This is a genomic window from Candidatus Electrothrix sp., assembly GCF_052785085.1.
The window spans coordinates 19,579-43,613 of the sequence record NZ_JALAAI010000007.1; the positions used below are offsets into that span (position 1 = coordinate 19,579).

25 protein-coding genes and 1 tRNA gene are annotated in these 24,035 nt (G+C 50.1%); 17 read left to right on the forward strand and 9 right to left on the reverse strand.

Features of this window, described 5'->3' with window-relative positions; translation table 11 throughout:
• The first annotated feature begins 67 nt into the window (after positions 1–67).
• The 13 genes from L2082_RS02185 (at position 68) to corA (ending at position 10,964) form a co-directional block, all read left to right on the forward strand.
• Positions 68–2,743, forward strand: coding sequence for a bifunctional acetate--CoA ligase family protein/GNAT family N-acetyltransferase (locus L2082_RS02185; RefSeq protein ID WP_446007732.1), 2,676 nt, complete (start codon positions 68–70; stop codon positions 2,741–2,743).
• 58 nt (positions 2,744–2,801) lie between these two features.
• Positions 2,802–3,320: a hypothetical protein gene (locus L2082_RS02190; protein WP_446007733.1), complete on the forward strand. Its 519-nt coding sequence runs from the start codon at positions 2,802–2,804 to the stop codon at positions 3,318–3,320.
• A 175-nt stretch (positions 3,321–3,495) separates the two neighbouring features.
• Entirely contained in the window at positions 3,496–4,308 is an 813-nt protein-coding gene (locus tag L2082_RS02195; protein ID WP_446007734.1) for a hypothetical protein, read from the forward strand.
• Complete coding sequence (locus tag L2082_RS02200) at positions 4,305–4,781, forward strand: hypothetical protein (protein ID WP_446007735.1); 477 nt, start codon at positions 4,305–4,307, stop codon at positions 4,779–4,781. The genes L2082_RS02195 and L2082_RS02200 overlap by 4 nt, the downstream gene beginning before the upstream one ends.
• 136 nt (positions 4,782–4,917) lie before the next feature.
• Entirely contained in the window at positions 4,918–5,799 is an 882-nt protein-coding gene (locus tag L2082_RS02205; RefSeq protein ID WP_446007736.1) for a hypothetical protein, read from the forward strand.
• The gene (locus L2082_RS02210) at positions 5,777–6,346 is read left to right on the forward strand and encodes a hypothetical protein (protein WP_446007737.1); all 570 of its coding nucleotides are present in this window, start codon (positions 5,777–5,779) and stop codon (positions 6,344–6,346) included. The genes L2082_RS02205 and L2082_RS02210 overlap by 23 nt, the downstream gene beginning before the upstream one ends.
• Positions 6,347–6,575: 229 nt before the next feature.
• A complete protein-coding gene (locus L2082_RS02215; protein WP_446007738.1) occupies positions 6,576–7,034 on the forward strand; it encodes a hypothetical protein in 459 nt (152 codons plus the stop codon).
• 65 nt (positions 7,035–7,099) lie between these two features.
• On the forward strand, positions 7,100–7,573 hold the full coding sequence (locus L2082_RS02220; protein WP_446007739.1) for a hypothetical protein: 474 nt from the start codon (positions 7,100–7,102) through the stop codon (positions 7,571–7,573).
• Between the two features lie 41 nt (positions 7,574–7,614).
• Positions 7,615–8,172 carry a hypothetical protein gene (locus tag L2082_RS02225; RefSeq protein WP_446007740.1) on the forward strand — a complete coding sequence of 186 codons (558 nt, stop codon included), beginning with the start codon at positions 7,615–7,617 and terminating at the stop codon, positions 8,170–8,172.
• A 118-nt stretch (positions 8,173–8,290) separates the two neighbouring features.
• Entirely contained in the window at positions 8,291–8,926 is a 636-nt protein-coding gene (locus L2082_RS02230; RefSeq protein WP_446007741.1) for a GyrI-like domain-containing protein, read from the forward strand.
• A 163-nt stretch (positions 8,927–9,089) separates the two neighbouring features.
• The gene (locus L2082_RS02235) at positions 9,090–9,329 is read left to right on the forward strand and encodes a hypothetical protein (protein ID WP_446007742.1); all 240 of its coding nucleotides are present in this window, start codon (positions 9,090–9,092) and stop codon (positions 9,327–9,329) included.
• Positions 9,326–9,733: a type II toxin-antitoxin system VapC family toxin gene (locus tag L2082_RS02240; protein ID WP_446007743.1), complete on the forward strand. Its 408-nt coding sequence runs from the start codon at positions 9,326–9,328 to the stop codon at positions 9,731–9,733. Before L2082_RS02235 ends, L2082_RS02240 begins: the two co-directional genes overlap by 4 nt.
• 43 nt (positions 9,734–9,776) lie before the next feature.
• Complete coding sequence (corA, locus tag L2082_RS02245) at positions 9,777–10,964, forward strand: magnesium/cobalt transporter CorA (RefSeq protein ID WP_446007744.1); 1,188 nt, start codon at positions 9,777–9,779, stop codon at positions 10,962–10,964.
• 10 nt (positions 10,965–10,974) lie between these two features.
• Here corA and L2082_RS02250 read toward each other — a convergent pair whose 3' ends face one another.
• On the reverse strand, positions 10,975–11,508 hold the full coding sequence (locus L2082_RS02250; RefSeq protein ID WP_446007745.1) for a Uma2 family endonuclease: 534 nt from the start codon (positions 11,506–11,508) through the stop codon (positions 10,975–10,977).
• A 315-nt stretch (positions 11,509–11,823) separates the two neighbouring features.
• Between L2082_RS02250 and L2082_RS02255 the strand changes: the two genes are divergently transcribed.
• The 3 genes from L2082_RS02255 (at position 11,824) to L2082_RS02265 (ending at position 14,139) form a co-directional block, all read left to right on the forward strand.
• The gene (locus L2082_RS02255; protein WP_446007746.1) at positions 11,824–13,200 is read left to right on the forward strand and encodes a substrate-binding domain-containing protein; all 1,377 of its coding nucleotides are present in this window, start codon (positions 11,824–11,826) and stop codon (positions 13,198–13,200) included.
• A gap of 165 nt (positions 13,201–13,365) precedes the next feature.
• Entirely contained in the window at positions 13,366–13,710 is a 345-nt protein-coding gene (locus L2082_RS02260) for a two-CW domain-containing protein (RefSeq protein ID WP_446007747.1), read from the forward strand.
• 123 nt (positions 13,711–13,833) lie between these two features.
• On the forward strand, positions 13,834–14,139 hold the full coding sequence (locus L2082_RS02265; protein ID WP_446007748.1) for a hypothetical protein: 306 nt from the start codon (positions 13,834–13,836) through the stop codon (positions 14,137–14,139).
• A 114-nt stretch (positions 14,140–14,253) separates the two neighbouring features.
• On the opposite strand, the gene L2082_RS02270 is transcribed toward L2082_RS02265, so the two are convergent.
• The 8 genes from L2082_RS02270 to L2082_RS02305 form a co-directional block, all read right to left on the reverse strand.
• A complete protein-coding gene (locus L2082_RS02270) occupies positions 14,254–14,868 on the reverse strand; it encodes a flavodoxin family protein (protein WP_446007749.1) in 615 nt (204 codons plus the stop codon).
• 190 nt (positions 14,869–15,058) lie between these two features.
• A tRNA-Met gene (locus L2082_RS02275) sits at positions 15,059–15,135 on the reverse strand.
• Positions 15,136–15,213: 78 nt separating this feature from the next.
• The gene (locus L2082_RS02280) at positions 15,214–15,669 is read right to left on the reverse strand and encodes an acyl-CoA thioesterase (RefSeq protein WP_446007750.1); all 456 of its coding nucleotides are present in this window, start codon (positions 15,667–15,669) and stop codon (positions 15,214–15,216) included.
• The gene (locus tag L2082_RS02285) at positions 15,662–16,912 is read right to left on the reverse strand and encodes a cofactor-independent phosphoglycerate mutase (RefSeq protein WP_446007751.1); all 1,251 of its coding nucleotides are present in this window, start codon (positions 16,910–16,912) and stop codon (positions 15,662–15,664) included. Before L2082_RS02285 ends, L2082_RS02280 begins: the two co-directional genes overlap by 8 nt.
• Before the next feature lie 59 nt (positions 16,913–16,971).
• Positions 16,972–17,961 (reverse strand): hypothetical protein, encoded by a 990-nt coding sequence (locus L2082_RS02290; protein ID WP_446007752.1) that lies wholly within the window; start codon positions 17,959–17,961, stop codon positions 16,972–16,974.
• Positions 17,962–18,120: 159 nt separating this feature from the next.
• Entirely contained in the window at positions 18,121–19,191 is a 1,071-nt protein-coding gene (locus L2082_RS02295; RefSeq protein WP_446007753.1) for a hypothetical protein, read from the reverse strand.
• Positions 19,192–19,668: 477 nt separating this feature from the next.
• The gene (locus L2082_RS02300) at positions 19,669–21,678 is read right to left on the reverse strand and encodes a tetratricopeptide repeat protein (protein WP_446007754.1); all 2,010 of its coding nucleotides are present in this window, start codon (positions 21,676–21,678) and stop codon (positions 19,669–19,671) included.
• A gap of 72 nt (positions 21,679–21,750) precedes the next feature.
• On the reverse strand, positions 21,751–23,055 hold the full coding sequence (locus L2082_RS02305) for a homoserine dehydrogenase (protein ID WP_446007755.1): 1,305 nt from the start codon (positions 23,053–23,055) through the stop codon (positions 21,751–21,753).
• Positions 23,056–23,334: 279 nt separating this feature from the next.
• On the opposite strand from L2082_RS02305, the gene L2082_RS02310 reads away from it, so the two are divergent.
• Positions 23,335–24,009, forward strand: coding sequence for an adenylate kinase (locus tag L2082_RS02310; protein WP_446007756.1), 675 nt, complete (start codon positions 23,335–23,337; stop codon positions 24,007–24,009).
• Positions 24,010–24,035 lie beyond the last annotated feature (26 nt).

Here is a 24,035-nt window from a genome sequence, read left to right on the forward strand (position 1 = left end):
ACGCAGTAAAGTAGGTGCAAAGAAAAACGCAACCAATATTCAACTTATATTCAACCAATGAGTCATCATGGGTAAACATTATCTGAACAAACTGTTTGAGCCAGACGCTGTTGCAGTTTTTGGTGCCAGCGACCGTGAGGGAGCAGTGGGTAACCTGGTCTTTAAAAACATGATTGAAGGCGGTTTTAAAGGCGATGTTTTTCCTGTTAATCCCAAGCATAAAAAAGTGCAGGGCCGTAAGGCCTTTCCTGATCTCAAGAGCATCGGCAAACCGGTTGATCTTGCGGTCATCACCACCCCGGCGGCAACCGTGCCCGGCATCATTGATGCCTGCGGCAATTACGGTATCAAGGATGCCGTGGTCATCTCGGCGGGCTTTCGCGAAGTCGGCCCGCAGGGACTGAAGCTGGAACGGGCCGTGGTGGAAAACGCTCATCGCTACGACATGCGGGTTATGGGGCCCAACTGTTTAGGGTTGATGCGACCGAGCACTGGATTGAACTGTACCTTTAACAAGGGCAATGCCAACGAGGGAAGCATTGCCCTGGTTTCTCAATCCGGTGCCCTGTGTACAGCCATTCTGGACTGGGCCGCAGCCAATGATATCGGTTTTTCGGCTGTGGTTTCCACAGGGATTTCCGCTGATATTGATTTCGGTGATATTCTTGATTATCTGGTCACTGATCCCAAGACCAAGAGCATTCTCCTCTATATTGAGGGCATTCACGATGCCCTTTCTTTTATGAGCGGATTGCGGGCCGCAGCCCGGATTAAGCCAGTTATTGCCCTCAAGGTGGGCCGACATGCCACAGGCTCAAAGGCTGCCATGTCGCACACTGGTGCCTTGGTGGGTTCTGATGATGTCTTTGACAGTGCCTTGCGTCGGGCCGGTGTAGTACGCGGTATCCGCATTGCCAATCTTTTTTCCGCTGCTGGCACTTTAACCTATCCTATTCGAGCTGCTGGTGAACGACTGGTCATTATCACCAATGGAGGTGGCCCAGGCGTGATGGCCACGGATCGACTGGCTGATCTGGAGTTGCCCTTGGCCGAGTTGAGCGAGGCAACCATGAAGCGATTGAATGAGGTACTGCCTGCGACCTGGTCCAAAGGGAATCCTATTGATATCATCGGGGATGCAACCCCGGAGCGTTATACCCAGACGGTAGAAATCTGTATGAAAGATTCAGGGGTGGATGGTTTGTTGGTCCTGCTCACGCCCCAGGCCATGACCGATCCTGCTGGTGTTGCCCAATCTCTGGTTGGACTCAAGACCAAGAAAAAGCCGTTGCTCACCTGCTGGATGGGCGAGATTCAGGTGGCTGAGGGACGCCGTATTCTTCGCAATGCAGATATCCCCACCTTTAATACCCCGGAAACAGCTGTGGATGCCTTTTCCTATCTGGTTAACTATAATCGGAACCAAAAGCTGCTTCTGGAAACACCTGGTCCCATGTCCCGGGACAAGGCCCCGGATGTGGAAGGAGCGCGCCTGATCATTGAAAGCGTACTTGGTGAGGGCCGTAAAGTGCTCAGTGAGGCAGAATCCAAGGCCGTGCTCCATGCCTTTCGCATCCCCACAGCCAGTGCCAGTATTGTCCGCTCACCCAATGAGGCCTTGGTCCAGGCGGAAACTATTGGTTTTCCCATTGCCTTTAAGATTAACTCGCCAGATATCACTCATAAATCCGATGCAGGCGGGGTGCGTTTGGGCATCAGCAATGCCCGGGCCGCCCGTAGTGCCTATAACGAAATGCTGGAAGAAGTAAAGAAGAATCGGCCAGAGGCCCGGCTTGACGGGGTGACCATTGAACCTATGCTCCAGCGACCCAATGGCCGAGAACTCTTGGTTGGTTTGGTCACAGACCCGGTTTTCGGCCCGGTGATCACCTTTGGAGCTGGCGGCACTGCTGTGGAGGTCATGGGAGACCGGGCGGTCACCCTGCCGCCCCTGAACCGGCGCTTGGTCCGCGATCTGATCAGTCGAACCAGAGTGTCTAAGCTGCTCGACGCATTTCGGCATATGCCGGCAGTGGACATTGAATCGCTTGAGCAGGTGCTGCTGCGGGTCTCGGAGATCGCCTGTGAACTGCCCCAGGTCAAGGAGCTTGACATCAATCCCCTGATCGTGGATGAAACCGGTGCCATTGCTGTGGATGCCCGTATTGTGGTGGATTATCATATCCAGACTGCTGACCGCTACAGTCATATGGCGATTTACCCCTACCCGGCCCATCTGGTGACCAGACGGCAGTTGCCCAATGGTACAGATATGGTGATCCGACCCATCCGGCCAGAGGATGCGGAGATTGAGCAGGACTTTGTCCGCAATCTTTCAGAGCAGACCAAATATTTCCGTTTTATGCAGTCGCTGACCGAGCTGAGTCCGCAGATGCTGACCAGCTTTACCCAGATTGATTATAATCGGGAAATGGCCCTGATCGCGGTGGTGGAAAAGGACGGTAAGGAAACCGAGATCGGGGTTGCCCGCTATATCATTAACCCGGACGGAAAAAGCTGTGAGTTTGCCATTGTTATCTCTGATCAATGGCAGCGTCAGGGTATTGCCCATCAGCTGATGCGTCATCTTATTGATACGGCCCGGAGTCATGGCATGCAGACCATGGAAGGGGATGTGCTGCGCAATAATAATGAGATGCTTCGTCTGGTGACCAAGCTGGGCTTTAGTATCAGCTCTAATCGGTCTGATGCGGATATGGAGCATGTGGTTTTAAGGATGTAAGATCGGAAGTTTGCTTGCGTGTAACAAAAGCGGACAACGCATTACCCGAATTATCTGATTGAGCCCGATCGACTGGACAATATTTCGGTCGGCCAACCCTATTTTTATCACCATGTCTTATCGTTCACGTTATTGGTCGTTACTCGCCCTGCTACTGCTTGCTCTCTTCATAGTGTCAGGTTGCCTTGATTTTGGCGACGATGTTGAACTCAAGGGCAACCAAATAGATGCTTCCGTGCTCGCAAAGGTTGAACGAATCACCGAGATTGATTTGCCAGCAGGAACAAAGGGATTGAACTACTTCTTTCTTGGCTCTGGAATAGACAATGCCCTATGGTTGAAGGTCATGATTCCTCAAGAAAAGAAAGCGGAACTCTTACAGAACCAACTTTTTACGCACAAAGTGGATGAGCCAAACTTCAATATGACCCTTGATAGAGATTGGTGGTCGCTCAACTCGCTTGACAATCCGGTTTCCTACGCAACCGAAATCAACAATGGAACCGATTTTTTGGGCTGTACAATGGGCACCCAATCGGGCACAATTATTATGTACATTCATTGGTTCAGCACATAGCAAAATACCCAGCAGAACAAAGGTGATGGGGGAAAGAATAATGAGGTCATGAAATGATAAGTACTCTGCTGGAAGGTATTATTCACGTCTTGTTCCGATTCATTGTAGGAATTTTTTTCTTTTCTACAGGTGAAATCATCCTTTTCATTTTCACGCTTGGTAAAAGAAGGCCAACGTGGAAAAGGGACCAATCCGAGCATCCGGCGAAAACATTTCTTTTTATAGATATCAGTATCCTGATTGGCTTCTTATTTTGGATCTTGGCTCTGTCATGTGCTGTCACCTTGTTAAGCACCTCCTAAGCCACAGCCAATTTGCAACCAAGGGCCTTGAGCACCTTGCTGACGGTGGCAAATTGCGGTTTGCCCTGGCAAAAATGCTGGTCAAGCCTGCCAACCTCATGCTCCTGGACGAACCCACCAACCATCTGGACATAACTTCTCAGGAAGTTTTACAGGAGGCAATGGCCCAGTACGAGGGCAGCATCATCGTGGTTTCCCATAACCGGGCCTTTGTGAACTCCTTTGTCAACAAAGTCCTGGAAATCCGGGACGGACGGGCGATTCTTCATGAAGGCAATATTGATGATTACCTTGCGGCCCGTAAAGGAATGGAAGAGGAACAGCTTGCCGTGCAGAAACAGGAGAAGCAGCAACAGAGTGTCCCTGTGAAAACGGAACAGGACGCTGCCGGTTCAGGTGATCGCAAGGAAGAACGACGGCAGCGGGCGCAACTGCGGCAGCAGCTCAATTCGCAGCTCAAGCCCTGGAAGAAAAAGGCGGCGGCGGCGGAGAAACAGGTTGAAGCGTTGGAAAAGCGCAAGGAGGAGCTGGAGGGCTTAATGGCTGATCCTGCGCTTTATGCGGATCAGCCCCGCTGGAATAAAACCAGCAAGGAGTATAACGAAGTGGCGAAGCAGTTGGAGGGGCAGTATGCGGTTTGGGAGGAAGCGCAGGGGCGGGTTGAGGAGATTGAGGGCGGAGAATGAGCAGGTCCAAAGGAAAATTTAAAAAATACCAACCCTACATACTCCTCCTTGTTCTGGGATTATTTGCCAGTCCGCTCATTATTAAATTCTGGGTCGAGCATCAAGCCAGGACAAAGGAAGTTGTGCAGCGAGAAACGGGCCTTGCATTGCCTTCCGGGGTGGCGATAGAAGATGCGCAAGTCCAGCTTTTTTCATTAGCAGATGGAGTAAATTACGATTGGCTCTTGTCCGGCTCTACCTCTCTGATTCCTTGGGCGAGTTCTGTAGGGCGTGATCAAATCCAAGCTGGAGCTGGATGGGAAAAGATCGAAACCTTTCAGCAGATCTGCCCTTTTAGAAACGCAGCATTTGAGGAGGTTTCGCTGCACAGTGCGTGGCGGATTGTAAACGTCCTCCCTGACAAAGAAGCAACGAGTTATTTATATATTGCTGAGGATGAGAAGACGGGGCTTTTGAGTACGTTTAATCCTTGAAACGGGCCGGCAAAACAGAACGACTCGCTTTAACGTAAAAGCGCAGGGGAAGGTTGGAGATTGAGAGGGAGTAAAAATTTGGGCAAAGCGTAGCAGTTAAGCTGTACCCTTGTAACCAAAATAGACGGAGGTATAAATGTTATCAAAATGTTTCAGCAGTTTTTCAGTCTGTTTTTTCCTTATTCTTGTTTGGGGAACTCCTTGCTCTTTCGGAAAGCAACCTCCTGATAATTTAATTCCACAGGATATAGACAATGCTTATATCCTGATCAAACGTACATTTCAGGTAATGATTGATACAGGAAATATAAATCCAACTTTTTTCCGAGAGGAAGACGGGAGAGTTGATTTGCTTGATTGTCACCATGGAAGTTCTTTTTTGTCCACTCATCTTTATAGCAAACCAAACTTTCTTGCTGAAGAGCTGGCTGATGTGGCCTTTCGGATAGTTGTGCTTGAATGGAATTTGAATCAGCTTGATTATCCTTCAGAACTTTGGCGTCCCGCACTTAATATGTTAGAGAAGCATCAAAAAAAAATGGTTTCTAAAGCGTATGCTTCTTCTCATTTCCCATTAACATATCTGTTTGATGATAGTGCTACTTTCTTGAAAAAACTAGCCTTACTCTTAAATATTTATCGTATAACCCAAGCCGAACATCTCTCACCTGTATGGGTAGAAGGAGGTTGTGGTGCTGGAGAAATTGGTATAAATATATCAACAGTACCTCAAAACGGCAGAGTTTGGTTGATCCCCACCTTTTTTTATGAACTTTGTCGGGTAAAAAAGATTGATCCGTTTGATCCAGCGAAATGCACTCGTTGGCGCGAGCATGTAAAAGGACTTTTATTTGATGTTGCTGGCGATTATAAGTATTATGCAGTGTGGCCAGATGGCTTTGTTAAAAAAGGTACACTTGCCTTTACCAATGTAGAATACGGGCAAACAGTAGTGATCTCACAAGACCAAGGTCAAAGCAGAGAGAAGAAAGCTCATGGCGGCTACAGGACTAGATGATTTTAAATTCATCCTGAAAGAGTTTAGATGGCTCTCTATATGGTCAGTAGGTGGTGCGACAGTACCTTTTGCTGCTGCATTGGCGGAGCTATCTCCTCCTTGGCCTTCAGGGATTGTTCTTGTTACCGCCATAATTGAACTTATTACTATTGCTGTTTCCTTCCAATTATTCAAGGGAGCAAAACGTGTTGTTGTCAATACAGTTTTACTTATAAGCCTGATAAGCTTCGCTGGAGCCGGAATAACCTATCTCTGGAATCTATCCAGATACACTTATCAAGTCCCCACAACTAACGAACGATTTACTAAAGGAAATATTTGTACTCCAGATGCTCGTAATGTTTTCGGTTCTCGCTGCCCTGAGTTAGGGCTGGATGAATTAAGACAAGCAGAATATGAAGCTGAACGCCTTTGGACTCAAAAATCACTTGCAACTATTAGAGTACGCCTTGTATTTCTCTGGAGTGCAACCTTTCTTTTTCTCTCTTTACTTCTCGGTACATTTTTAGTTTATCAGACAGCTCAAAAAGGGAGAAGGCGGAGATAGATTTCAATAGTGTTTCTTCTGATTGTGTTTAGAAGTCATCTTGCTTCAACCAAGAACCACTCTAGCTTTACCCAGCCCTCTCCTCCCTCCAACCCAGACGCCGCCTATCTCCACCCAGCCCGGCCCTTCCCGAAATAGCACCCTCCCCCCCTTTTTTTCCCTTGACAGCAGAAACACGCAGGTTTAACGTAATTTCATACCTATCAAACTTTTACAGAGAGGACTGACAATGCCGAACGATAATGTCACCATCGAACAGGTTGCGGAATTACTGGGCGTGGAGCTTACGCCACCCCTTGACGGAGCGGACGTGCAAGCGCTGCACAAGGCCCTGCCCGGTTATCAGGGAATGGTGGACGACACCGCCGAACTGGTGCAGGAGCATAACGACACCCTGCGCCTCAGCCCGGAGGTCATGGCCGACCTTGAACAGGGCCTGGCCGAGGTCAAGCATCTCGAACCTATTGAGCACCTCCTGGAGCGGCTGCTTCAGTCAGTCTATCACCAACGCCTGCAAGCCACCTCCCGCTGTATGGAAGGGCTGTACCAATCCTCCCGCCGCATCCGGGAATTTGAAAACGCCTACCCGAAAATCCGCGAAAAGGCTCAGTTCCTTTTCGACTTCCTCAAAGCCTTCCGACCCGGCCCGAAAAAGGAAAAACCAAACAACAGCACTGGAAACGGGTAAGAACAAGAAAGAAAAAAGAGTCCAGAATCTTTGAGATATGCGTCCTGCTCTTCTTCGGCCTCTTCATGGTCGGTCTCACCTCGGTGCTTTTTTATGTATATCCGGTCTCTGTCCTGACCTGTGAATACGTGGAACCGAATCAAGTCAACTGCCGCCTGGAAGAGCGGGCCGTCGGCCTGATTCCGATACAGAAAACCTCTATCGTTGATCTTAAAAATGCCTCTGTGAGCAAGGAAATCACCCAAGTACGGCGCTCCGGCAGAACGGAAAGATTGGTGAATGACAGGGTCGTGCTCCAGACCGACTCGGATGAGGTGCCCCTGAACAGCTTTGATGAAACCGGCGGCTTTCTTGCCAGAAACACGGCGGATAAGATCAAGGACTTTCTCCGCTCTCAACCAGAAAAGCCCCTGCGGGTTTGGCAGGCCACCTGGCTGCCCCTGGGACTCAGCCTTTTTTTCTTCCCCATAGGCCTGCTCATGCTCTATGCAGCCCTGGATATTATGTTCTGCGGCGGGAAAAAAAAGAAGGTGAGATGAGCAGTTAAAAAATGATCCGAAGAATATAACATCAATATACTATGGATAAACTCGTTGCTGTCTTAATAGGTTCCCCTGTTCATTCTCTGCTCATCGTGGCAGGACTCTTTTTTCTCCTGCTGGCTATTGTTTCCAAGCTGGGCAATGTAATCACCGTCCCACCGAAGCGGCAAAAAATCGCAGTCGTTATCGGTGCGATCCTACTGTTGCTGGGTCTTTCCCTCCATTTGAAAGGCTTTTTTTTGTCCCCTCCCTCCTCTCCCAAAGACGTTGTTGTTGATTATCTTACTTATTTGAACAAAGAGCAGTTTGCCGAGGCTAAAAAACTGCATCCTGCCATGAATATCAAGGCCACAGCCAGATGGATGAAGGCGGAAAACCGACCGGAGCAGCCGATCACCTCGATTAACCTTGTTGAGTTCCTTGCTGAAGATATTTCAGAGACAAGTGCTTCCCTGACCGTGAAGATGAGATATTGCAGAGAAGACGGAAGCGGCACAGATGAAGAAAAGGTTATTTTTCTAAAAATGGTGGATCGTCATTGGATCATTCAGAATGAAAATCATCCGCGGTCGGTTAAGATGATCAGATGCTTTTGATTAGATCAGCAGTATTTTTTTTATACGCAACAGGGGTACAGACTGACTGAAGAGCCTTTACTATCTGACCGGCACGCCAGCGGCTGAACAAAGCCGACTTTTGTTTGAAGAGAATGAAATGCACAAGAGAGACTATAAAAAAGAACTGAAGCATCTCTATAAACCGTCTGCCAAGAAGGTCGTTCTGGTTGATGTCCCGGAAATGAACTTTCTTATGATCGATGGTCAAGGTGACCCCAACAGCTCGCCGGCATTTCAGGAGGCTGTTGCTGCCTTATATCCTCTTGCCTATACCTTGAAATTTATGATCAAAAAAAGAGAGATAGGCATTGATTACGGCGTAATGCCTTTGGAAGGGTTGTGGTGGGCAGATGATATGGCTGCATTCAGCGTGGACAAGAAAGAATATTGGTTCTGGACGCTCATGATCATGCAACCGGAATATATAACCGAGGACATGGTGGATACAGCCAAAGAAGAAGTGGCCCGAAAAAAGAATCCCTCTGCTCTTTCCCAGGTACGCTTTGCCTTATTTGAGGAAGGGAGGGCTGCTCAGACCCTGCATGTCGGCCCGTTTTCAGAAGAAGGCCCGACCGTGGCAAAGGTTCACAGCTTTATTGAGGAAGCCGGAGAGCAACGAATCGGCAAGCATCATGAAATTTATCTCAGCGATATCCGCAAAGCTGCCCCTGCAAACTGGAAAACTGTGATCCGGCAGCCTTGCTGCAAGGCATCCTCAGTAGCACAGATCTGATTTAGTACAACAAAATCAAATTCTTGTCTAGGAACGAGGATAAAGCGGTTTCCCCCTGAATGCATGACCTTATCCCGCTGAATTGACGTGATGACAACTTGATGTTACAATATCCCTAATTTCAAAAATTGTAGCCTTGTTCGTCCTTAACTCTGGAGATAAAATGACACAAATGACAGTCCACAAAGAAAAAATTCATGAAATTCTGCTGCGTTTTTTAAACGACCTCCAGGGGGATGAAATTCATCTGGAATTTGACGAAAAACACTTCCTGGTTCAACCTGTTCAGGAAAAAACGGTTTTGGATATGTTAGCAGAACAGGCGGAGGATCTGGGGCCGGAGGATCTGTCGCTAAATACAGATCATTATCTTTACGGGCTACCCAAGAGGCCGGAGAAGTGAATTATTTTCTTAACACTTCCTACCTGGTTGCCATTACCCACAAAAGAGATCAATATCATAAACAAGCCGTAGATCTCAGCAAAACATTAAAAAAACCTGTTCGTCTTGTCACAACTTCCGCTGTTCTCATGGAATTCGGCAACATGCTGTCTTCAGTTCATCTTCGCGATAAAGCCTTCAGATATATTCAGCTTCTCCAAAATGACCGACATACTGCAATAGTCCCTGTTTCCCAAGAACTGTTTGAATCCGCTCTGGCAATGTTCGGAAAATATCAGGACAAAGATTGGGGACTGGTGGATTGTATGTCATTTATTGTGATGAAAGAAAAGAGCATCACTTATGCTTTGACTTCGGATGAACATTTTGAACAGGCAGGGTTTGTGACTTTGCTTAACTTATAATAAGTTATTATTACATATCCTCAGTTATCTCAAAAGATACAAGGTGCAGAAACCAAGCAAAAATCCCGGAGAAAGCTTCAAGCGCTTGCGCAAAGGAGCGCAGCAGCTTTTGACCTCCCCGAAAAAAAGGCTGAGCAAGAGAAAGGGCCGCTCCAAAGACTCCCTGACCAATCCCTCAGAAAAAACCGGACTGCCTCCTGGTTCCCTGATCCATGTAGGTGATTTCTGCCAGCTGGAAACCGCTATCCATTCTGTCACCTATAATAAAGAAACCGTTGACCAGCAACGCATTGGCTCGCCAAAAGAACTTGCCGGGTTTGACGACAGTGAGAGCGTGGCCTGGATTACTGTGGAAGGGCTTTCTGATGTTGATCTTATAGAAGAAATAGGGATTATGGCAGGCATTCACCCGCTTGTTATCGAAGACATCCTCACCACCCACCAGCGCCCCAAGTTTGAGGTCTACGACTCCTACCTCTTTATTGTCTCCAGTAACCTCACGGGAATACAGAATGAAGAAAAGCAGGAGATGGTGGTCGAGCATGAACAGATCAGTCTGCTTATTCTTGCCAATGCGGTATTTGTTTTTCGGGAAAGGACAGATGATCTCTTTCAGCCGCTGATTCGGCGGATCAAGACCCGGAGAGGGAAAATACGGAGCATGGGTTCAGATTACCTGGCCTATGCCTTGATCGACATCCTGGTTGACCAGCTCTTCCATCTGACTGACACGATGGATGATACCATCACCCTGCTGGAAGACCGGCTCCTTTTTTCCGAGCCCACCAAGGATATGCCAATAACCATTCAGCAGCTCAAGCGAGAAGCGATCTTTATTAAAAAGCATGTTGTACCGATCAAAGAACTCACTGGTGCTATCCTGCGCAGTGACTCACCGCTGATTCACGAACGGACCAATATCTATTTCCGGGATGTCTCTGATCATGCCTTGCGCCTCAGCGAAGCAGTAGAGTCCTACCGGGAGCTGCTGGCAGGTCTGTCCTCGCTCTATATCTCCGGCCTCAGCAATAGAATGAACGAGGTCATGAAAGTGCTTACCCTCTTTGCTTCGGTGTTTATCCCCCTCACCTTTTTAGCAGGGATCTACGGCATGAATTTCGAGTACATGCCTGAGCTGCACTGGAAATGGGCCTATCCGATCCTGTGGCTTTTCTTTTTGATTATCCCGGCAGGCTTGTTTTGGTATTTTCGCAAGAAGAAATGGTTATGAGGAGACCTTCTCAGCCCTGCCAGATCTCATCCAATGCAAGCCTAATGGCGCAATGTTGCACCTGAAAATCAAAAACCTGCTCTTTCTTTCCTCTGACCTGCTGATACTCGCCTTTGACGAGCTGATAGATGACCACCTTTTGCTCCTGCGGATACACCAGGATGTAGGTTTTCACCCCGTTTTCCTGGTATAAAACCCGCTTTATCTGCTCATCCCGTTTTACTGTGGACGGCGAAACAACCTCAATGATCAGCTCCGGCGTCTCAATCAGCCGCTCTCCTTCCACATCACAGACAAGCACAATATCCGGCCGGACAATAATATCCTCAGCACAATGCCAGTCCACCTCACTCAGCACCTCGCATAATGGACATTCCTTCAACTGTACATCCAGCAGGACAAGGAGCCGCTTCGCCAACCGCTGCTGGGTAATGGAAGGAGACGGCGACATGGCATAAGGGGCACCGTATATTAATTCCCAGTCACCCTCCCAATGGACATAGTCCTCGACTGTATAATGCTCTAAATAGGCTGTGTTCGGCATAAAAACTCCGGTTTTTAGAAATATCACTCAACAGCAACATCTTCATCAAATCTACACCTAACATATCTACATCTACTATAGGCAGCAACAACATATTTCTCAAGAAATCTTGAAAAACAGGGTCATAAAAAACATCCACAGTCCTTCCTAACCCATCCTTAATACTGTTTAACCGATTATTATTCTCCCCTTAATCTCCTCTGAATATTTTTCGCTTTAATTAGCGGATTATTCAACAGCTTGTTTGTGAAAAAACACGCAACATAATAAGCAGTCCGATCCGGACAAGATGAACAGGAAATGCAAGGAGATAACATGAAGAAGACCAGAAGAAATACAAAGTATCAGGGATGGATTGCCATCACAGCTCTGATATTTTTCATGGCAACGCTTGGTAGCCAGCAGGCTTTTGCTCAAACCTCAAAAACAATCCTGCGCCTGCACGGTTCTAACACCATAGGGGCTAAGTTAGCACCTGATCTGGCAGAGGCGTTTCTCAAAAAAATAGGAGCTGATACTGTCCGCAGAAAAGAGATCATACCAAGTGTTGAAGTAAATGTGGAGGGTGTCTTCAATGCGCAAAACATTATACAGGTTATTGAAATAAAGGCACATGGTTCTTCAACAGGTTTTAAGGGGTTACAGGAAGGAAAATGCGATATTGCCATGGCCTCACGAAGGGTGAAAGACAAAGAAGTTGCAGCACTTTCATCGCTTGGTGATATGAAGAGCGTTGCCAGTGAGCATGTCCTGGCCCTGGATGGTGTGGCCATAATTGTTAATACAGCCAATATCCTGCGCTCACGGATGACCTCGGAAACCCTTGGCAAGATATTTACCGGCGAAATTAATAACTGGTCACAGGTTGGTGGCAAAGACGCTCCTATAAAAGTTCATGCCCGTGATGAAAACTCCGGCACCCATGACACCTTTAAGAGCCTCATCCTGGGTAAAAAAAATAAACTCGTTGCATCAGCACAACGCTGGGAGTCCAATGAAGATCTTTCTGATGCAGTCAATACGGATATCAACGCCATTGGCTACTGCGGACTTCCCTATGTAAAATTCAACAAGGTACTCAGTGTATCAGACGGAGGCACAGCCATCAAACCCACAGTATTCACTGTTGCCACTGAGGATTACCCGGTGAGCCGACGACTGTACCTCTATACCCCGGCCCTGCCAGACAACCCCTATACACAACAATTTATTGCCTTTGCCCTGGGAGAAGAAGGACAAAAATATGTTCGGAAAAACCGCTTTGTTGATCTGACAATTACTGCCAAGCAACATAAGGTTGAGATTTCCGGCATGAATCATAACTTCCAGAAGCTCTATAAATATCTCAATACCGTGCGCAATGCCAGGAAACTGTCTGCAAGCTTTCGCTTTCAAGGAGAAAGTATGAAGCTGGACAACAGAGGCTTGCGTGACCTGAACAGGTTAATGAACTTCTTGGCAGAGAATCAGGCTGGAGAAACTATCCTTGTTGGTTTTTCAGACAGCAAAGGACCATACGAAGAAAACTACAGGAAATCATGTCGGCGGGCAGAAGCTGTAAAGGAAGAATTCGAGGCTATGGGGCTTCCTGTACGTGATGTGCTCTGCGTGGGTGAAGAACTTCCCATTGCCTCCAACAAGACAGAAGTTGGTCGGGAGAAAAACCGCAGGGTTGAGGTCTGGATCAAGTAACCGGATCAAGTAACCATAAGATCTGGTAACTGCAAGTAAAGGCTCGCTCCTGACCTTACTGGGAGTGAGCTTCTGCTCCAGGGGAAATTAACCGATTCCTCATCAATTGCTGAACAGTTACTCACATTCCTTCATTATCATCAGAACAAAACAGGAGAAAATATTATGGGAGTCATCATGACACAGGCAAAAATAAATTGCTGGGAATTCAAGCAATGCGGAAAAGAACCTGGTGGAAAAAACGCTGCTGAAGGGGTCTGCCCGGTTGCTGTTGAGCAGGGAGCAGATGGTGTGCATTCTGGGATGAATGCAGGGCGCTGCTGCTGGGTTATACCAAATAATCTTTGCCACGACGATATGCCCCAGAAAAATATCAGAGAACAAAACACGCTCTGCCTGCAATGCGATTTTTATCATATGGTCAGGACAGATGAAATCCCAGCTTTTAAAGTAACAGGGGTTGTCCTGAGTGAAATTAAACGCAATAAGGCTGCTTTATCCCATGCCTAACTGCTTCTCCAAAAGAGGAATATGATGAAAACACTGTTTCATCGACTCGTTTTTCTTATTGCAGGCCTGCTCCTGTTGGCCCTTTTTCACTTCATCACCCTCTAACCAAGCTCAGTAGAAACAATGCAAACACAAGAAGAAAAGATCCTCCTTTCAGTATTAGATAACCTCCATGTACGGCACGAATCTATCCTTATGGAGAATGCTGCCGAATATACTCCCATACTGGAGTCTATCATTGATGGGATACTCAGCGGAATAGCAAGCCAGGAAAATCCCAGGGAGAGAGAAAAACAACGCAGGCAACTGTATAAACACGCACGGGAATTCCTGCTTGATCTCTGTTTACGCAACAGGGATTATGAAGAAGAGGCGGAACAGTTTATTGAAGATGGCACTGTCTGGATTGATTGCAGCACAATGTCGTAATTTACTTATCCCTATCCTTGGAGTTGGCTCAATACTCTGCATAATAAAAGACCCCGCCCCCTAAAGCCCTAAATAAGGGGGTGGGATTCATTAAAAAACTATCTTTCCTGCCTGCTACTCATGCGCCCCGCCCTTTTTGGGATAACTTGCCAAGGCTGGTTGAATGGCCTTGCCCAGCCAGCTGATTGCCCGCCCAAGCTGACGCATATTCGCCATTCCCTCAGCATCATCGGTGACCTCTTCCCGGCGCAGGCCAAATCCCATATTCCAATAGGTTGAACCTGGCACAATCATCTGGGACATCTGATACATGTGGTTAATGGTATCAAAGGTATGGGTCGCTCCACCCCTGCGGACTGCAACCACGGCTGCACCGATCTTCCCGGCAAAGGCATGGTTATTGGCAAAGGCAACATACCCTGCCCGTTCAATAAGGGCCTTCAGGTCAGCCCCAACAGCTGCAAAATAGACTGGTGAACCCAGAATCATGGCATCAGCCTTGAGCATCTTGGCGTAGATCTCGTTAAAGGCATCCTTAATCTGAGAGCATTGGTTATTCTTTTCTTTAAAACAGGCACTACAGGCCAGGCAACCACGGATATCGGTTCCTCCGACTTTGATCAACTCTGTTTCCCAACCTTCGTTACCAAGCTCTCCCAGAACCTCTTTTAATAAGGTTTCTGTATTGCCTCCCTTTCTCGGACTTCCGTTGACTGCCAGTGCGTACATACCTTCCCCCAATAGATTTGCTTAGAATGTGCTTAGAATAACATCAAATGACCTTCAGTCCTTGCCAGCCAGTTGTCAAAGCGAACCAAAGCAAACAGCTGGCTTCATCAGACTAAAATGCCAACAGGTACCTTGCAATAAAAAAAGGCCATACAGTACAATATTACTGTATGGCCTTGAAATGTCTTTGTGGTAGCGGGGACCGGATTTGAACCGATGACCTTCGGGTTATGAGCCCGACGAGCTACCAGACTGCTCCACCCCGCGACACTTGATGACCACTATACATGAGTATGAGAATCCCGTCAATAGCTTTTTTCTCTCTATCATTCTTTTATACACAAACTATGAGACCTGCTGCCATATCCCCTGCATAGCTTCCTGAATATTTACTGGAAAAGGTGTCAACTTGCCCTGGCGATTAATGCAGGCAAGCTGGGTAAACCCCTTGACCAGAAGTCGCTCCTGGCCCTGCCCTTCTTCCCAGCGGCTGATCCTGTAATGAAAACGGCAGGAGACATGCTTCAGCTCCGCAAGGGAGGTGGCAATGGTGACCAGATCATCATATCTGGCCGGGGCCTTGTAGCGGAGGTAGCTTTCTGTCACCGGAAGAATAAGCCCCTGCTTTTCCATCTCGCTGTAGGGGATGGCCCAGCTACGCAGCATCTCTGTGCGACCTATTTCCATCAAGCGGAGATAGTTAGCATGATACATAATCCCACCAGAGTCAGTATCACCGTAGATAACCCGGTACTGGGTCCGAAAGATCGGGTCTGTCATCTTCATATTCAGGTCAGCCATGCTTCTCTCCATCCTCTGGGGTATGAGGCGTTATAAAGCGGGTGAAAAAGGCAGCTCCACTCTCCAGGCAGAGCTTTGCCTGCTCTGCTGCGGCAATGATGTTTGCCTCAGTGTAGGTGACCTGGGCAGGCTGGGCAACGCCTGTGGAATCGTAGAGGAACATAGGCACGGGCCAGTCCTCATGGGTGCGGCGGGCAATGGGGGTGTAATGATCCATGGTCACTACCAGGCGATAGGGTTCGCCCCGGCGATCCATCTCAGCAATAATGGGGGCCACCACCTTGCTGTCAAAGTCCTCAATAGCAAGCACCTTATCCGATGCAGATCCCTTATGCCCGGCCTCGTCCGGGGCCTCAATATGCACCAGGGCAAAGTCCTGGGTCTGCAAGGCATCCAGAGCCGCATCCACCTTACCCTGATAATTGGTATCCAGCCAGCCGGTTGCGCCTTTGACCTCGGGCACATCCAGACCTCCGCACACGCCCAGGCCCTTGAGCAGATCCACAGCCGAGATCAGACTCCCGGTGATTCCATGCCGTTCCTGCAAGGTGTTCATGGCAGGCTTGCGCCCTTCACCCCAGATCCAGAGGCTATCAGCTGTGCCCTTGCCTGCGGCGGCCCGTTGCTGATTGACAGGATGCCCAGCCAGTATTTGGGCAGAGGTCTGCATCAGCTCGGCAAGGTAATCCACAGCAAGATACTGTTCATAGAACGCGGTCACGTCCTGGCCCAGATAATCATGCGGGGGTACCGTGGTCAAAGAGGCCGGGGCATCTCCCTGATGGATGAGCAGGTGGCGATAGCTCACGCCAGGGTACAGCCGCAAACGATCCGTGCCGCAGGCCGCCTGCACAGCCTTGATAAGCTCGGTGGCCTCTGGGGTGGTGATATGGTCTGAGCTGTGATCCAGCATGGTGAACCGTCCATCGCCTTCAGAGCGCATGGTCACCAGGTTACAACGAAAGGCCAGCGCACCTTCCGGGATGTCCACGCCCATACTGGCCGCCTCCAGCGGGGCCCGGCCTGTGTAGTACTTTTCCGGCTCATACCCGAGCAGGGACAGATTCGCCACATCACTGCCTGGCGGGTAGCCCTCTGGCACAGTGCGAACCAGCAAAGGTTCTGCTGCTGCGCAAAGCCGATCAATACAGGGCTTGTTTGCCACTTCCAGCGGGGTCTTATGCCCAAGTTCCGGCACCGGGGTATCGCCCATGCCATCACCGATAAGGAGAATGTATTTCATAGGTTCTTCACCTTGTCCCTGTCTGCCTGTAGAGAGACAACAGGAAGACAGGGAGTTGATTAACGTTGATAACTGAAGCTATACCATGGACTCGGGGTTCCCTGCCTGCCGCGTCGGTTCTTGGCCGTAACCCGCCATTGCCCCTGCCCGGCTCCAGGAAAATCAAAGCTGGCAAAGGTAGCATCTCCGCTTGTGGTAAGGGACGTCCATACTCTCCCATTATACTTCACCTCAACCAGGTAGCTTGCTGCCCTGCGTACAGGTTGCCAGGTGACCAAGGTGGTGCGGGGAATATGATAAAAGGTTATGCCCTGGGCAGGTGAAACCTGCTGAGGAGTAGCAATCTGCCTGCGTGGTCTATGACCTGGCCAGCCATCCCGGCCACGGCCCCGATCATTGCCCCAGCCTGGTCCCCTCCTGTTGTCCTGACATGGGCAGCGGGTTGTCAGGCCGCTGGCAAGCAGGGTCCTGGACATCCCTTCGTTCATTGTACCGCATCCCTGCTCTCCGTCCACTGTGGCAAACAGGGAATAGCGAACCGGGACAGTATCCCGGGTACAGGAATGCGGATTCATCCCCTGACAGACCTCCTGTTGCAAGGTCTGCTCAAGATCATGGATATGGTACCCCATAATCCGCTGCTGATCCTGGCATTGCGAGGGCACCATACCACTCCCCCTGGCCTGCCAATGGCTTCTTACGCATTGTTCCGCGTTCTGCCTGGCCCGTGCAGCAGCCCGGTCAGACCTCCGTCCGTAGCCCTGACTCTGAAACTCACCAAAACGAATCACCTTATTATCCACACTGCCGTCTACATTGTTGATGACGATCTCGTACCGGGCATTGCAGCTCCCTGATGCAGACTGCGGCTGCATATGCGGTTGCGGTTCTCCCGGTTGGAGAAAAGGTTGCAGGCCTGACAGGATCTCGGATAACACGTTATTGCCTGATTGGGCCTGCACCGTGTTGAGTGGCAACAGGCAAAGCAATGCTGCGTAAAAGATAACTGCCCGCATCTGCAAGCGTTGTTGGCAAAGCATCATGTTCATGGATTGTCTCCTCTCTACTCTATTATACTGAGGGGGTGACTCCCTGGAGTCACCTGCCCAACGTTACTCTTATTGTACCCCTTACCCAAAAGCCGGACATGGGCCTTGTCTCAGGGGAAATCATGGTGATAGAAAAATCCGGGCATCAGCAAGCCCTGCTCAGGCAGGATAGACCAGGATCTGAAGGATATCTATCAGACTACCGCTATAATCACTGCGGATCATATCTTTGAGCGCAGCATAGCTGTTCACCCGGATACTCAGATTGTTCACATGGGAACCCGATGGCCCCTCCAGCAGGTAATTACCGTTGCCTGTAACCGTCACTGTTGGCCCTGTGTCGTCCTCTGGCCGCATACCTATGAGACTGAAGAGCAGGACATCCTCGCGTAGGTCCAACACTGCCCGGATGCGCAGGTCGGTCGGGGCAGCAACATCACCCCCCACTATACTGACATTAGGACTGGTAGCCTTGCCGGTGAGGATGCCGGTCTCTTCGCCAAAGCTCTCCACGAGCAAGGGGGAACGCAACATCCGGCCATAGGTGCCGGTACGCAGGGTTCCGTGCTCGCTGTAATAGGTGCTTACCGAGATGGTGTATTCGTTGTTCCAGGGGGCGTCCTGGACAGGAACCCTTGGCATAACCATAACCATGGTATTGGAGATAGAGGGAAAGCGGGTCTGTACAACCTGGTCATTCCGGGTGCCCTTGATCACGCACTCACCACTGCCACCCTCTGGATCGAACAAAAGATTATTGCCTGTGAGCTGGAGTGCGCCTTGCGGGTTGAGCACATTGTCCAGCTTGAGCAGGGTGTCTTCAGCAGCGTTGATAAGCGGGAGCTTCTTGCTCATAGGCAGGCGTTCAGTCTTGGCTTCTTTTCGGATAGCGTCGGTCATGGTAGGCGAGGCCCGAACCCGTACCTGGAGGCATTCGTTGATGTCTGGTAGCGGGTCATCTGGCTCGTCCAGCCTGCCGGTAAAGGACAGACTATAGATAAAGGCATTCTCCTCAGTAACCTGCTCGCCATTGGTCAGGGCCTCCTGGATGATCTCGTTGCGCAGGTTCAGGAAGGCGCGGAACTCCTCCTCGCTGTAGTTGGGCATGGCCTTTGCCATGCGCTTTGCCAGCTCTTCAGAATCAACCACATTCCTGGGAACAAAGCGAATCCAGTATGATTGGGGAGTAGTAAGTGCGTTGACCTCGGGCCGCCATTGTATTGTTGCCATGTCCTGCCTCCTTTTTCTGCAATATTGATATGATATCCTATAATACCTCTAAGGGTTAGATCCTACGGCGGGGCATGGGGTTTGTCAAGGGTTTCTTTGCCATGCTCACAGGTACCTGGGAGATTGGTTCATAGGAGGCCAGGAGGAAGGCTCGTAGGAGGCCAGGAGGAGGGTTCATAGGAGCCTAGGAGATTGGTTCGTAGGAGGCCAGGAGGCGGGTTCACAGGAGGCCAGGAGGGGATTTCGTAGGGGCGACCGGCCGGTCGCCCTTGCATACCACCCGAAACAACGCTGGGCAAACACGGGGATTTGCCCCTACACACCCGGCGATGAATCAACACAACCCCGTAGGGGTAGACCCCTGTGCCTACCCAAAAATAGAAAGGGCGGACACGCAGGTCCGCCCCTACTCTGCCCGACGATATCCCCGGCTATATACCCCCGCCACGTTCCGTACGGGCGACCGGCCGGTCGCCCCTACCCCTGCCGCTCAGCCCGCAGCTGCTCCAGTTCCCCACGCCATTCATCCAATTCAGGGAGATCAAGAGCCTCAGCAATCTCCACGGCCAGGGCCATAGATTCCTCTGCTCTGGCAAACTCACCCAAGGCTGCCTGGGTGAAGCCAATGTTGATGAGTGACTCTGCCTGACGGTCCTGGTCACCCAGCTCGTAAAAAATATTCAAGACTTGCTCTTGACATTCCATTGCCTTGGTAAGCTGCCCCTGGTTCTGATAGATGGCACCAAGAGTATCCAGGACAGCTGCTTCTCCGCCCCTGTTCCCGCCCTCCTGCTCCAGAGCCAGGGCCTGCTTGTAATAGTGCAAAGCCTGGTCATAGTTGTCTTGCTCCTCAAAAAGCTGTCCTATATAATTCAGGATGTCGCTTTCCTGCTCCTGATCGCCGATCTTCTGACAGAGACTCAGGGCCTGCTGATAACACTCCAGGGCCTGTTCGTGCTTGTCCAGATCCTGATAACTCAGAGCAATGCCGTCCAAAAGCAATATCTGCTCCTTATTATCATTCAGCTTGCGTGCTCTCTTCAAAGCTGATGTATAGTATGTAATGGCCTGCTCATGCTCCCCACGCTTCCCGCAGTCATATCCTAAGATATGGTAACACGTTACCTCATCGTAACGGTCCCCGGACTTGCGGGCCGCAGTCAGACGCATCTTCTGGGCAGCCAGTTGCTCTGGCCAGTGCCCGCTCTGGTCAAGGTACTCCCATATTGCTTTTGCCAGGTCTTGCACCTCTTTCCATTGCTCCCTGTTCAGGCAACTCTCCATCACCTGCAGGCAATGTATACGCTCTTCATCCAGCAGTGCATAGCCCTCGGGTCCGGCTTTACTGTGCTTCTCAAAGAAATCCCTGTAATACCAGGCCAGCAATTTATGCGTCACATCACTCAAGAACATCTTCTTGTGTGCGTAAGTGTAAATCAAGATGTGGCTCACTTGCCAGCCTTTGCCACATCTCGCCAGCAGGCCCATATCCACCAGCTCATTCAGCACCTTGCGGCAAAAGCGCAGATCTCTTTCCGTGGAATGGAGCAACCATGCCTTACGCTGGACAAGCAGGGACTTGAGCAGTCGACAGAGTTCCCACACCATACGGTGGTTAAAGTGCTTGAGCAGGGCAACATTTGCCCCTTCACGAAAAGGAGCAAAGGCCAATACCCCGATGATCTCCAGAGCAAGCCGGGCCTCCTTACTCAATTGATCCACGCTACGCTGTATGATCCCGTCCAAGCCCACGGCCCGATTTTTCCCATTCTGGGCCTTCTCCATCAACAGCTCTACCTGCAACCAACGCAGGTAGTCCGCCGCAGGCTCTCCGGTGCTGTGCAGGTAATGCCCGGCCAGACGCAGGGCCACGGGCCAGCCACCCAGCAGCTCGGCAATCTGCTCAACGGCATCCTGATCCCCGGCATCCCCGCCCCAGGCCCGCAGCACATCCTCGGACTGCTTATCCGGCAGGGGTTGCAGGTCCAGGCGCAGCGGCCCACAATCGCTTTTCTTCCGGGTGGTGATCAGTACCCCGCATTGCCCGCGCAGGCCCAGCACAGCCGAGAGGTCGCCCGCCTCCTCAGCCCCGTCCAGAATCAGCAGTACCTGTTTGCTCCCCAGAGCCGCAGCCACCTCCTGCTCCGAGTCGGCCTCTCCCTTGATGCCCAAGGCCAGGGCAATAGTCTGAACGGCCTTGGCAGTCTCGGCCTGATGGTAAAAGCTGTGAAAGATGATGCCGTCCGGGAAGCGGTCAACAGGGAGCCTGCGCACGGCACGGACTGCCAGTGAGGTCTTACCCATGCCGCCGGGTCCGCACACAGCAACCACCTTGTCTGGGTACAGGTGCTTGTCGAGCCAGGCCAGTTCCTCCTCCCGGTGCAGGAAGATATCGTCCTCAGCAGGCAGGACGCAGGTTGCTTCCGCCTTGGTGGTTGGGTAATGATTATTCTGATCACCATCTTTGTTATGGAATCGGTTGGTCATAGCTTACCTTTTGTATGCCCGCGATACATCACAAGGCTCTTATCAAGTGTGCCTGGAAAATCAATAAAAGAGTTACTCCTCCACCAGCATCCGAATCTTCACCGTAGGCGCAGTAATAGTGTCCAGGGCATCAATCTCAGCCAGGGCCGCAGATACAGCAGATTCGGTCGCTGTATGGGTCTGCATAACAATAGAGACCGGGCCTGCCTCCTCACGTCCCTTCTGAAGCACCGATTCTATACTGATTGCATGCCGGCTGAGCACGTCGGCCACTGCCGCCAGCACACCTGGCTTATCCAGGGCTGTTATACGGAAGTAGTAGGGGCAGGAAATCTTATCAAGTGGGGTCACGCCTCGGTCCTGAATATGCTCGGGCAGATAGGAGAGCGAAGGCACCCGGCCCACAGAACCGGCAGCGATATCACGGGCAATATCCATAACATCAGCCGCAACCGCAGAACCTGTGGGCATCTTGCCTGCACCCTGACCGTAAAGCAGCACATTGCCCACCATATCACCATGAAAATGCACCGCATTATACGCCCCATTAATGGATGCCAGTAAATGGGAATCCGGCACCATTGTCGGATGAACCCGGGCCTCCACATGATCCCCATGATTACGGCTGATAGCCAGTAGCTTGATCCGGCAGCCAAACTCACGGGCAAAATCAATATCAACAGGCTCAATACTACTGATCCCCTCAGTCACGATCTCGTTATGGGTGATATTCATGCCATAGGCCATAGTCATCAGAATAGCCAGCTTATGAGCAGTATCAATCCCTTCCACATCATAAGTGGGATCAGCCTCAGCAAAGCCCAGATCCTGGGCATCCTTGAGCACCTCAGCAAAGGCACTGCCCTCATCGGTCATCCGGGTCAGGATATAGTTGGCAGTCCCGTTGAGGATTCCCATAATAGACAGGATATTATTGGCAACCAAACCTTCCTTCAGACCCTTGATCAAGGGAATACCGCCACCCACACTGGCTTCAAAGCCCACCTCAACCCCCTGAGCCGCAGCAGCAGCAAAAATATCCTTGCCTTCCTGAGCAAGCAGAGCCTTATTGGCGGTCACCACATGCTTACCAGCAGCAATGGCTTCCATAACAAAGGTCTTGGCAGGCTCAATACCACCGATTAACTCAACAATAATATCTATCTCAGGATCATTAATGAGATCGGCTGCATCGTTGGTCAGAACTGTATCAGCAAACCGGGCTGGTAATTCTCTTGCTGACCTGTCAGCAACCTTGACCAAACGAACCAGCAGGCCAGTGCGTTGCTGGATACGCTCCTGCTGAGAAAGAAGTACCTCGGCCAGACCACTCCCCACTGTACCAAAGCCGATCAGTCCTACGTTCACATATTTCATGGTAAATTATATTGTAAAAGTATTTTGTTAGAGCATAGAGTGCAACCTGCCAGGCAGGCATATTTCGCACTCATTCTTACCCTCTTTATACGCAGTTGTCAAAATATACACCAATATTTTTCATGGCAGAAGCCTTTCAGTTGCTGTATATTCGTGTTTCAACCAGCAGGGATTCCTGCTGCCCCATGTGTTCTCACGGGAAATTTTCCTCTGTTACCAACAGAACAGGCTTTTTAAGTGAGTGCCTGTTCTTTTATTTTATTTCCAAAGGAGTCAGCTATGAACATTCTTACTTTCGGTCCTAATGGAAGCGGCAAAGGTACTCAGGGTGCTCTTGTCAAAGAAAAATACGGTCTGGATCATATTGAATCCGGTGCTATTTTCCGCGAGCACATCAAGGGTGGCACTGAGCTGGGCAAGAAGGCCAAAGAGTACATTGACAAGGGCGATCTGGTACCGGATGAAATCACTATCCCCATGGTACTGGAGACCCTGGAGAAATCAAAAGAAAAAGGCTGGCTTCTGGATGGTTTTCCCCGTTCCCTGGCCCAGGCCGAGGCCCTGGATAAGGCTCTGTCCGAGTCTGGCATGGCTCTGGATTATGTGATTGAAATTAAGCTGGACCGTGAAATCGCAAAAGAACGGATCATGGGACGCCGCCTCTGTGCCAATGATAATAACCACCCCAATCACATCGCCTTTGAGGCAATCAAGCCAGTAGAAAAAGACGGCAAGTTGGTCTGCCGGGTCTGCGGCGGCGAATTGAGTGCCCGTGATGATGATCAGGACGAAGTAGCTATCGGCAAACGCCATGATATCTATTATGACGACAGCACCGGGACCATGGCTGCGGTAAATTACTTTAAGAACAACGGAAGTGCCAAGGTTATCTCCGTGGATGGTTCCAAAGCGATCAAGGAGATCTCTGAAGAAATCATGAACCAACTGACCTAACTCTTCAATCACTTTATGATCACAAA